The organism is Klebsiella sp. Ech2A (genome assembly GCF_030078455.1).
Lineage (GTDB): Bacteria > Pseudomonadota > Gammaproteobacteria > Enterobacterales > Enterobacteriaceae > Klebsiella > Klebsiella terrigena.
Genome location: NZ_JAQGFU010000146.1, coordinates 1 through 10,998, shown reverse-complemented (window position 1 = coordinate 10,998; position 10,998 = coordinate 1). Strand labels below are relative to the sequence as shown.

Sequence of the window (10,998 nt, the reverse complement as noted above, 5' to 3'; positions counted from 1 at the left end):
GACGGTCGGCCCGCTGCAGGTAACGCCCGGGTCGCGCAACGTGGTGCCCGGCCGAGTGGAGTGCAGCGTCGAGTTCCGCCACCCGCAAAGCGACGCCCTCGAAGCGATGGAGCTCGCGCTGCGCCGCGCCGCCGCGGCGCTGGGCCAGCGCGGCGTAGCGGCAGAGGTCGAGCGCATTTTTGACTACGCGCCTATCGCCTTCGACCCCGACTGCCTGGCGCGCAGCGAGCGGGCCGCCCTGGCGCTCGGCTACAGCGCTAAACGGATGGTTTCCGGCGCCGGACACGACACCTGCTATATCAGCAAAGTGGCCCCCGCCAGCATGATATTTATCCCCTGCGAGAAGGGGATTAGCCACAATGAGGCCGAAAACATTCTCCCTCAGTGGGCTGAAAAAGGGGCCAACGTCCTGCTTAACAGCCTGCTTAGCGCCGCGCTCGAATCCTCCTGATCCCCGCCTGTCGTCATAGCGAACGCATTGCGCATGGCGACAAACGCGCTCCTCTCCGCGGGCCGCACGGCGCGCCCGCGGAGAGGAAAACTCCAGTATAAATAAATTAAAACAGCACCTTACCCGGCGCTTAAAAACGTTTATTTTTGGATCCTCTGCTAAAATCAGCAGGAAGATCGCCTATAGTATGGCCAATGTACGCAGGGAAAGAAGCGGCGTCGGGCGGGCTTAAGGTCAACGTGCCGCGCACTCTGCCGGGTCATACTCGCCGCGAAAATAGCCTGATGGGATCGCCTCTTACTGCTGACGCCGGGTATGTGTGAAAACGAATAAAAAATCCGCCGCATCGTCCAACGTACTCCGCTATATCTGGGGATCGGCGTTAGCGACAATCTGCTTAACCACCATTCTCTCCTTCTGGCTGCTCTCCGGCTCATGGTCGATGTGGAAAAGCGCGCATAACAACGTTATTCAGTTCGATATTTTTTACCGCGTGCTGCAGGTCTCCAACGATTTAGCCGGCGAACGCGCCTTCGTTAACGAGCTGGTTTTAAGCCCGCTGGCGGATAAAGCGCGGCATTGGCAGGCGCTGGAGGCCCACCGCCGGGTCACCGATCGCGATATGCAAAGCATTCCGCAGCATCTGCTCTCCCCCGAGCTGATGGCGGAAATGCAGCATCAGCGGACCCACGCCAGGCGTCTCGCCGATAGCTTCCGCAGCCGGGAGTTAAATGACCCGGCGGCGGCAGAGCACGCCATCCGCGATATGGTGGTGGCGACCGACTTTTACCATCAGGCGCTGTTTGAGCGCACCGCCGAGTTTTTACTGCTGGAGCCCAGCGCGCTGGGACCCATTCTGCGCGCCCAGGCGCTGGGTGAGCTGCGCGACGCCACCGGCAGGCTCGGCTCGCAGCTGCTGATCCCGCTGGCGACCCAAACGAAGATCCCCGAGGCGAACCGCGAAGGGATCACCCGCAGCATTGAGCGGATTAATACCGCCTGGTGGCTGCTGCAAACCCAGGGTGACGAGGCGAGCTATATTCCGCACTTTCAGCGCCAGCTGGAGAATACCCGCCGGGCCTTCGAAACGCAGGGGATTGGTTTAATTAATCGCTTAAAAGAGGAGAGCGACGGCAATCAGCCCTACAGCATTAGCGCCGAGCGCTTCGCCATTGATTATCACGCCAGCCTCGGCGCTTTTGATAACCTGCTGAATACCTACATGACCGGCGTCAAAAAGCACTACATCGCCAGCGAGCGCTCGGCGCTGCAGAATTTGCTCATCCGTTCGCTGGTGCTGGCGCTGGTCCACGCCCTGACCATCGCGATGATTTTCTATATTCGCTCGCGGGTTTTGCGCCCTATTCTGCGCTTAAATAATATTGCCGCCGATCTGATCGCCGGCAGGCAGGCGCACGTCCAGATCGATGACGACACCGCGGAAGAGGTGCAGGAGCTGTTCTCATCCCTCGGCACCCTCGGGAAGAAGCTGCGCGAAGAGGCGCGCATCAGCCGCCAGTACCAGCGCCAGTCGGAGGAGGACCCGCTCACGCACCTGTTTAACCGCCGGGCGTTCAATACCCGGGGCGAGGCGCTGCTGCGTCAGTCGAGCGAGGCCCTGAGCGCCTGGCTTATTATGCTGGACGTCGACCGCTTCAAGTCGATTAACGACAGCTGGGGACACCCGATGGGCGACGAAGTGCTGGTGGCGCTGGCACAAACGCTGAGCAAGTTTAGCCGCCCGAGCGACGTCGTGGGTCGTCTCGGCGGCGAGGAGTTTGCGGTGCTGTTTCTGGCCCCGACGGCGCAGGACGTTGCCAGCTACGCCGCGCGTATTCAGCACGAAATCCGCAGGCTGACCTTCCACACCAGCGGCGGCGAGACCTTTAAGATCACCGCCAGCTTCGGGGTTTCTCAGGGCTGGCAGTGCCCGCTGGAGGAGCTGCTGTCGCGGGCAGATAGCGAACTGTATAAGGCGAAAAACAGCGGCCGGGACCGGATCTGCGGCCTGCCCTGAGCGCGGGCCGGGGCCCTGCGCTCGGGCGCTGCCGATGAGGTGGGCTAGTGCTTCTTACGGTTACGGCGCATATCGATGGTCACCGCGGCGACAATAATGACGCCCTTAATAATATCCTGCACGTAGGCATCGACGCCGACGAAGGTGAAGCCGCTTTTAATCAGCCCCAGAATCACCGCCCCAATCAGCGTTCCGGTAATCCGCCCAACGCCGCCCATCAGGCTGCTGCCGCCGATCACCGCGGCGGCGATGGCATCCAGCTCATAGGACATCCCCATGCTCGACTGGCCGCTGCTGACGCGCGCGGCCAGCACCACGCCGGCCAGGCCGGAGAGCGCGCCGGCAATGGTGTAAACGATGACCAGGTACCTGTTGACGTTGATGCCGGACACTTTTGCCGAGGTCATGTTGCCGCCGATGGCGTAGACGTATTTACCGTAGCGGGTATGCTTGAGGGCGATATGGAACAGCGCGGCGATGACGAAGAAGATAATGACCGGCATCGCCCCCTGACCCACGGCGGTAAAGCTGTCGGACAGGAAGCTAATCGGGTTTCCCTGGGTGTAATACTGCGCGAGACCGCGCGCGGAAACCATCATCCCCAGGGTCGCGATAAACGGCGGGATCCCGGTACGGGTCACCAGAAAACCGTTGGTTAACCCACAGAGCAGGCCGACGCCGATCCCGGCCAAAATAGGGATCGCCGCCGGCAGGTTGACCAGCGACGGAAACATCGGCGTGAGGCTGTCCGAGGTCTGCGCCAGGCTCGCCGCCACCACCGCCGCAAGGGCGATAACCGAGCCGGAGGAGAGGTCAATCCCGGTGGTAATAATCACCTGGGTCACCCCCACGGCGATAATACCGATAATCGCCACCTGTAAAACGATCAGCACCAGGCGGTTGCTATTCATTAAAAATGATTGGTCGCGAACGAACCAGCCGGCAATTTCAAACGTCAGGGCAATCGCCACCATGACGATAAATATCCCGGTATCTTTCGGCATTTTATGCCGTAGCTGACTCAAGAAAGAGGGTTTCTCATTTACGGGAGCTGCGGTCAATTTCATATTGCTCATTCTCTACGCCTCAATTGGATGCCAACGACAAAATGGTTTCCTGATCGGCCTCATCTTTTTCAAGGATGCCGGTAATACGCCCTTCGTGCATGACCATCACGCGGTCACTCATCCCGAGGATTTCCGGTAGTTCAGAGGAAACCATAATCACCGCGACGCCACGGTTCGCCAGTTCGCTAATCAGATGGTAAATTTCAGCCTTCGCGCCCACGTCAATACCGCGGGTCGGCTCATCGAGAATTAATATTTTGGGCTGGGCTAAAAGCCAGCGGGCAATCAGTACTTTTTGCTGATTACCGCCGCTGAGGTTATTAATAATTTGATCCATCGTCGGGGTTTTAATATTCAGACGGCGGATCTGCTCCATACAGTCTTCCGCCATTTTCACATGCTTAACAAACCCGCTTTTGCCGACATATTCCGGCATATTGACGATGCTCATATTCTCCAGCACCGACAGGACGAGGAACAGGCCGGACTTTTTGCGATCCTCGGTCAGCAGCGCCATCCCCTTTTCGATGGCGACGGAAGGAGAGTCTATCTTCACCGGGACGCCATCAATCAGCACCTCTCCCTCGTCAAAGCTCTCCATACCGAACAGGCACTCCATCACCTCGCTGCGCCCGGCCCCGACCAGCCCGGCAACCCCGAGGATTTCGCCGCGCCGCACGCTGAAGCTGACGTCATCAAAGTAGCCTTTGCGCGACAGATTGCGCACGCTCAGGACATCCTCGCCGATCGTATTATTGAATTTTGGGAACAGCTGGGTTAATTCTCGCCCGACCATCTGAGTGATTAACGACTGGCGGGTATATTCCGCCGTCTGCTGGCTGGCGACCCAGCTGCCGTCGCGAAAGACGCTGATTTCATCGGTAATCGCAAAAATCTCATCCATCTTATGGCTGATATAGATGATGGCTTTGCCCTGCGCGCGGAGGTCGCGAATAATCGTAAACAGGTGCGCCACCTCCCCTTCGGTTAACGCCGAGGTCGGCTCATCCATAATCACGATATCGGCGTTCCACGAGACCGCTTTAGCAATTTCCACCATCTGCTGGGCGGCGATGCTCAGATCGCCTACCAGCCGATCGGCGGAGAGGCGAATATTGAGCTTATTCAGCAGCGCCTGGGTCTGGCGGATCAGCTGGCGGTGATCGACGAAGCCGTACCTCATCGGCTCGCGGCCGAGCCAGATATTTTCCGCCACCGTCATATGCGGCACCAGGTTAAGCTCCTGGTGGATCATCGAGATCCCCGACCGCAGCGCATCCATGGTGTCCTGAAACTGAACCGGCTGGCCTTTGACTTTTATCGCGCCCTTATCGGGACGGTAAATCCCGATAAGGCATTTCATCAGCGTGGATTTACCGGCTCCGTTTTCGCCCATCAGCGCGTGCACCGTTCCCGGACGCACGCGCAGAGAGACATTATCGAGCGCCTTCACGCCGGGAAAGAACTTGCTGATACCTTCGGCCTCTAGGGCAAAAGCGTTCATAGAAAAACCTCCGTACCGCTGGGCCAGGAATGGTTATTTTTGGTTGCGGCTGACGAAATCAGACATGTTTTCTTTGGTGATCAGCTGGTAGGGGACGTCGATGACCTTTTCGATCTTCTCACCGTTAGCCAGCTTGATGGCGGCGTTGACCGCGCCCTCGCCCTGGCCCTTCGCGTCCTGGAAAATCGTGGCGATCATCTTGCCGTTTTTGAGCATCTGCAGCGCGTCGGGGGTGCCGTCAACGCCGGCGATCAGAATGTGGTTCGGGTTGCTGCCGAGCGCCTGCAGCGCGCCGATGGCCATTTCATCGTTGTTTGAGGCAATGGCCTGGATATCTTCCCCGCTGGTCATCCAGTTGCTCACCACGTCGACCGCGTCGTTACGCATAAATTTGGCGGTCTGCTTCTGCACGATTTTAATATTCGGGTATTTCGCCACCACCTCTTCCACGCCCTTCGTCCGGTCGCGGGTCGATTCATTGGCCAGGTCGCCCAGCAGGATCGCGACGTTTCCTTTACCGTTCATCGCCTTCGCCAGCGCTTCCATCTGCAGGCGCCCGGCGAGGACGGAATCCGAACCGACGTAGGCCATTTTGTCCGTCAGCGGCAGCTGCGGGCGACGGTTAACGAACACCAGCGGGATACCGGCTTTGGTCGCCTGATCGATAATCGGTTTCACCGCGTTGGTGTCGACCGGGGCAACGATGATGGCATCCACGCCCTGGCCGATGAAGTTCTGTACCTGCTGCAGCTGCTGCGCCACGTCGCCCTTGGCGTCTTCAACCTGCGACTTAACGCCATCTTTTTGCATCTCTTTTTGCATGGCATTACGCAGGATGGTCAGAAAGTTATCATCAAAAAGCGCCATCGAAACGCCGACGGAAATATCTTTTGCCATCACAACCGCAGGCAACATACAGGCTAACAAAGAGGCAACAATCGTTTTCTTGATATTCACAGTTGATCCTTGAGCGTCGTTGATACGCCAGTTTATTGAGATAAATGAAAAATTCATTTCATAAAAAACGGGTCAAACTCCTGCCTGCCTTTCGGCCAGAGAACGCGTCTCCGCCAGCGCCGTCGGCCTTTTCTTTCTCACAAACCGCTAAAACCGGTTGATTTTTAATGAATTATTAAAACAGCAGTTCATTAATCATCTACGTCTGGGGTCACCAGATTTCAGTCAATTTGTTTCATTAACAACTTATTTGAAACTTTTATAATTAAATAACTGAAATGAAAATTTTAAAACTACGCAATAACAGAACTTTGACAGATATCTAACATTGCCGCATAAACGAGCGAAAAATGAGAGGCAACCAGCAGTTTGCTCACGCGCCGAGGGCACGAGACTGGCATTCAGCAGGAGATGATTTGATTGGGGAATGAGGCTCGCATCATTGGCGGGCAGGGCGAGGTGAGAAACCGATATTTCTACGAGCGGGCCGCCTAACCGCCCGCAGGCGGTTGTACCGGGACTGGCTAGTGGATAATTTTAAACGTCAGCTCGTAGGGGCTGGTTTTTCCCTCATCGCGCGCGCCGCCCATTTGGTAGACGCGAACGGTATATTTACCGCTGGTCGCCAGGCGCTGTTCGAAATCGCCGTCACGCATGGCGCCATTAAAAACCGTTTCATTGACGGGGTTAATGACGTTGAAATAGGGATGGTGGCCGCCGCGTTTCATACTGACGCGCATCGTCTGGCCTGCCTTAGCCACCAGCGTATAGTCTTTCACATCGGCTCCGCTCACCGCATTATGGATAGCGGTGCCGCTGGTGCCTTTATCGAAATGAATCGGCTGGGTATTTATTTTATAACTTGCCATCGATACTACTGGCGTTAATAAACAACCAGCGCAGATCAGGCCACCAACAATTAGCTTAAATTTTTGCATTTAATTAACACCTTATGTTTTTTAACGCGCTGTTATATCACATAAAGCGGCCGGGCCTGCTGCCATTATTTCCCGCGATGGAGCAAATCCTGATAAATAGCGGTCAATACGCCTCCCGGACGAAACTCTTTTTTAATCCACTGAGTCACCTGCCCGGTCGCCGCGTGCTGGGTAGCAAGCAGCATTCCCGAGTCCTGGCGCGGGTTGTGGATCAGGCGCGTCACCAGCAGCCGCTCGTCCATCGCTTCATTGACCATATAATCCGGCAGGAAGCCAATTCCCTCGCCGAGGATCTGGCACTGGCACTTGGTATTAAAATCCGGCACCAGGATCGCCTCCTGGCCGTGCAGCAGCCAGCCGACCTTTTTATTAATCGTATTCGCGGTGTCTTCCACCATGATATTCGGATAGAGGCGCAGCTGGCTTTCGGAGATCGGTTCCGGCATAAACGCCAGCGGGTGATCCGGCGCAATGGCGAATACCCAGCGAATGGCGCCGATTTCGGTGTAATCAATGCCGCCGCCGTCGAGCAGCGTATCCGGCGCGCCGATGGCAATGTTGGCCTGGTTATTAATAATGGCGTCCCAGACGCCGTTGTAGACCTGGGTGGTGACGGTTATCTGGCAGGTGGGGAACTGTTTTTTAAGCACCTGCAGCAGGCGCGCGGTGTGCCGCGGGGTATAGAGCAGCTGATTAATGCAGATTCGCACCCGCGCCTCGATGCCCTGGGCGATAGTATCGATGCTGCGCTTGATGGCGTGGAAATCGTTCAGCAGGTCGGTGGCTTTGCGAAAAAGGTAGTAGCCGGATTCGGTGAGCTCAATGCTGCGGGTATTGCGGGTAAACAGCACCACGTCCAGCCCGGTCTCCATGCGCTTAATGGTGTAGCTGATGGCGGAGGTTGTGAGCCCCAGCTCATCCGCCGCCTTGCTAAAGCTGCCAAAGCGCGCCGCCGTGGTGAACGCCTGCAGATTCTCTTCGGTAAAAATTGAGTTCATTTGCCCGCTCCTGCTCTCATCAACCGGCCATCCGCTAAATTCTCATGCTGAATGTATTTGCCTGGTGGATGATTGGGCAACCATTTTTGAATAACTTTTAACACCACGCTCGCAATCTGCCTGAAAGAACGCGGGTTCTCTCAGGCCGCGGCGGCGCTTCAGGCTTCGGGCTTCGACGTCGCTTCGCTCAGCCGACGGCCGGTATATTCGGAAATGAGGCCGACGCAGTTGCCGGCCAAAAAGCCCAGCAGCGTCACCGGCCAGTTGAGCCCGGAGGCGAAGAACAGCGTCATGCCGAGGAAGCCGCCGGGGATAAACGACGTCAGAGAAAACCGCCCCTGCCAGACGATCGCCGCCGAGAACGGCACCGTGACGATGACGCTGGCCCAGAAGCCCGATATGCCGCTCAGCGCGGCGAGCCAGCCCGAGGCCAGCGCCGCAAGAAACGCCCATACCGCCCCGGAGTAGTTAACAAACAGGCTCCTGACGAACCCCGCCTTGCCCCCGCCCGCGGCATAAAAACTGCAGAAGGCCACGAAGCCAATCGTGCCTAATAATTCCCAGCCGTGCTCAAGCCCAACCTGCGAGGAGATAAGCTGCCAGACGCCAGCGCTAATTCCGACAGTAATCCCCGTAGCCGTGAGTCCGTTCATCTTGTCCTCCTCCGGATAATTGTTTCCAGGCGTCGTTATTACGTTTGGAAACTATACCCAATTGCATTAAGGGGAATACGAAGAAACCAGCAAAGGGTGCACCACCGCACAGCCCGCATCTATTATTAAATAATATTCAACAATCAGCCGCTTTCCGGCGAATAAATTTTAAGCGGGTTCTTTTATCATTTTTTCATTGCTATCCTCGGCCCATCAACCAAAATCGTCAGCGCAAATTATCCGGAGCCGGTTTATGTCCAGGGAAAATCTTATCACTGAATACCTGTTAGCGGCGGAGCAAGGCAACCTCGCGCAATTAAAAGAGTGCCTGCTCAAAGGCGTTAATATTAACAGCGTTAACCGCCACGGCCGGACCGCCATCGTCCTCGCCAGCTTACATCAGCACTATGACTGCGTGGCGCAGCTAATTGCCGCGGGGATCGATATTAATAAACAGGACCAGACCTGTTTAAATCCCTTCCTGATAAGCTGCCTGAATAATGATTTAACGCTGCTGCGCTTAATTCTTCCCGCCGCTCCGGACCTCAACTGCTTAACGCGTTTTGGCGGCGTCGGCCTGACGCCGGCCTGTGAAAAAGGCCATCTGGCGATCGTCAAAGAGCTGCTGACGCAGACCGGGATTAACGTTAATCACACCAATTTTGTCGGCTGGACGCCGCTGCTGGAAGCCATCGTGCTCAACGACGGCGGCAGCACGCAGCAGGCGATCGTTGCGCTGCTGCTGGAGCACGGCGCCAGCCCGCATATGACCGATAAATACGGCCGGACTCCGCTGGAGCTGGCGCGGGAAAAGGGCTTTAGCGAAATAGCCCGCCTGCTAACTGCCGCGGGCGCCTAGCCGAGGAGAACCGCTATCGACACCTCCGGACGGCGGTGTGTGCAAGCGCTAACTGCGGACGAAAGGTTTCTCGCGCAGCGCGGCAGCGGACGGATTGAACAGCGCTTTTCCCGGGCGGTAAACCTGTTTGTTCCGGGTCCGCAGCGGATGCTGACGCTGCTCTGCGCAGATTACGACAACGCGCCCAACAGCTGTAGGTTGGCACTCACACACTTTGACAACCTGTTCCGGCCCGGCCAGCCGGTTCGCTTTCTTGATTCAGGCATCGCGTTTGGCGAAAGCGGATGGATAGAGACATCGCAATGCCGGCGCTGGCAAATGGCCAAACCCACGCTGAGCAACGAACGCCTGCGGCATATTCCGTGGCGGCGCTGGAGCCAAACGCTCCGCCAGCAGCTGCACGACGATGAAACCTTATTTCTCTATCGCGGCAATAATCCTTTTCATCAGGAAATTAGCCGGCAATTACAGCAACGCCGCCGCGCTTTATTAGCGGCCCTGCAGCAGGGAGAGGAAATTACGCCGGCGGTGTCCTCTATGCTGGGGCTGGGTATTGGCCTGACGCCGTCGGCGGATGATTATCTGGTTGGCCTCAGCGTTATTTTATTGCTCCCCGGACATCCGCGGGAAAAATATCGGGATGATTTTTTATTGGCCCTGCAGCGCGCCGGAAATAATACCACCCCGCTCAGCGCCATAACCTTAGAAGCCGCCTTAAACCAGCGTTACCGAGAAAGTATTGCGCGATTTATTCATTATTTACTGAATGAACCAGCGTCCTTTTCTATCGAGGCTATTGCCGATATTAAAAATATTGGCTCAAGCTCCGGCTGCGACATGCTGTACGGCATGGCGGACGCCTGCGCCCTGAGCCAAACGTATGGAGAAAATTATGTCAGTCAAAATAATCGTTAAGCCGAATACCTATTTTGATTCCGTTTCGCTGATGTCGATTTCGACCCGGGCCAATCAGCTCGACGGCGTCGAGCAGGCGTTTGTGGCGATGGCCACGGAGATGAACAAAGGGGTGCTGAAAAATCTCGGGCTGCTGACGCCGGAGCTGGCCGGGGCGAAAAACGGCGACCTGATGATCGTCATTAACGGTCGCGACGGCGCGGACAACGAACAAACCCTGGCGGCCATCGAAGAGCTGTTCCACAACAAGGCGCAGAGCGGCCAGCATGAAGCCCGCTACGCGACGCTTGCCAGCGCCAAAAAGCATCTCCCCGAGAGCAATCTGGCGGTGATTTCGGTCAACGGCCTGTTCGCCGCCCGGGAGGCCCGCCAGGCGCTGCAAAACGATCTTAACGTCATGCTGTTTTCCGATAACGTCACGCCGGAAGAGGAGCTGTCGCTGAAGCAGCTGGCCCATGAAAAAGGCCTGCTGATGATGGGGCCGGACTGCGGCACCGCCATCATTAACGGCACCGCCCTGTGCTTTGGCAATGCGGTGCGCCGCGGCAATATCGGGATTGTCGGCGCCTCCGGCACCGGCAGCCAGGAGCTGAGCGTTAGGATCCACGATTTCGGCGGCGGCGTGTCGCAGCTTATCGG

Annotated in this window: 10 protein-coding genes and 1 pseudogene; 5 read left to right on the top strand and 6 right to left on the bottom strand. The window is 56.9% G+C overall.

Going from position 1 to position 10,998, the window contains the following annotated elements; all coding sequences use genetic code 11:
- Both PFH44_RS20290 and PFH44_RS20285 read left to right on the top strand, forming a co-directional pair.
- The coding region (locus tag PFH44_RS20290) for a M20/M25/M40 family metallo-hydrolase (RefSeq protein WP_283825958.1) at window positions 1-451 on the top strand (451 nt) is incomplete at its 5' end.
- A 319-nt stretch (window positions 452-770) separates the two neighbouring features.
- Window positions 771-2,468 carry a GGDEF domain-containing protein gene (locus PFH44_RS20285; RefSeq protein ID WP_283825957.1) on the top strand — a complete coding sequence of 566 codons (1,698 nt, stop codon included), beginning with the start codon at window positions 771-773 and terminating at the stop codon, window positions 2,466-2,468.
- A gap of 44 nt (window positions 2,469-2,512) precedes the next feature.
- Here PFH44_RS20285 and PFH44_RS20280 read toward each other — a convergent pair whose 3' ends face one another.
- The 6 genes from PFH44_RS20280 to PFH44_RS20255 form a co-directional block, all read right to left on the bottom strand.
- On the bottom strand, window positions 2,513-3,535 hold the full coding sequence (locus tag PFH44_RS20280) for an ABC transporter permease (RefSeq protein ID WP_283825959.1): 1,023 nt from the start codon (window positions 3,533-3,535) through the stop codon (window positions 2,513-2,515).
- Window positions 3,536-3,554: 19 nt separating this feature from the next.
- On the bottom strand, window positions 3,555-5,039 hold the full coding sequence (locus tag PFH44_RS20275; RefSeq protein WP_283825956.1) for a sugar ABC transporter ATP-binding protein: 1,485 nt from the start codon (window positions 5,037-5,039) through the stop codon (window positions 3,555-3,557).
- Between the two features lie 33 nt (window positions 5,040-5,072).
- Window positions 5,073-5,996: a sugar ABC transporter substrate-binding protein gene (locus PFH44_RS20270; protein WP_283825955.1), complete on the bottom strand. Its 924-nt coding sequence runs from the start codon at window positions 5,994-5,996 to the stop codon at window positions 5,073-5,075.
- Between the two features lie 524 nt (window positions 5,997-6,520).
- Window positions 6,521-6,865, bottom strand: coding sequence for a DNA breaking-rejoining protein (locus tag PFH44_RS20265; protein WP_283825954.1), 345 nt, complete (start codon window positions 6,863-6,865; stop codon window positions 6,521-6,523).
- Between the two features lie 134 nt (window positions 6,866-6,999).
- Window positions 7,000-7,932 carry a LysR substrate-binding domain-containing protein gene (locus tag PFH44_RS20260; RefSeq protein WP_045854332.1) on the bottom strand — a complete coding sequence of 311 codons (933 nt, stop codon included), beginning with the start codon at window positions 7,930-7,932 and terminating at the stop codon, window positions 7,000-7,002.
- A gap of 158 nt (window positions 7,933-8,090) precedes the next feature.
- Window positions 8,091-8,585: a DUF1097 domain-containing protein gene (locus PFH44_RS20255; protein WP_283825953.1), complete on the bottom strand. Its 495-nt coding sequence runs from the start codon at window positions 8,583-8,585 to the stop codon at window positions 8,091-8,093.
- A 253-nt stretch (window positions 8,586-8,838) separates the two neighbouring features.
- On the opposite strand from PFH44_RS20255, the gene PFH44_RS20250 reads away from it, so the two are divergent.
- The 3 genes and pseudogenes from PFH44_RS20250 to PFH44_RS20240 all read left to right on the top strand — a co-directional run.
- Complete coding sequence (locus PFH44_RS20250) at window positions 8,839-9,444, top strand: ankyrin repeat domain-containing protein (RefSeq protein WP_283825952.1); 606 nt, start codon at window positions 8,839-8,841, stop codon at window positions 9,442-9,444.
- Between the two features lie 39 nt (window positions 9,445-9,483).
- Window positions 9,484-10,359: an oxamate carbamoyltransferase subunit AllH family protein gene (locus PFH44_RS20245; protein WP_283825951.1), complete on the top strand. Its 876-nt coding sequence runs from the start codon at window positions 9,484-9,486 to the stop codon at window positions 10,357-10,359.
- Window positions 10,337-10,998: pseudogene (locus PFH44_RS20240) on the top strand (hypothetical protein); the annotation flags it as partial. The gene PFH44_RS20245 and the pseudogene PFH44_RS20240, both read left to right, overlap by 23 nt.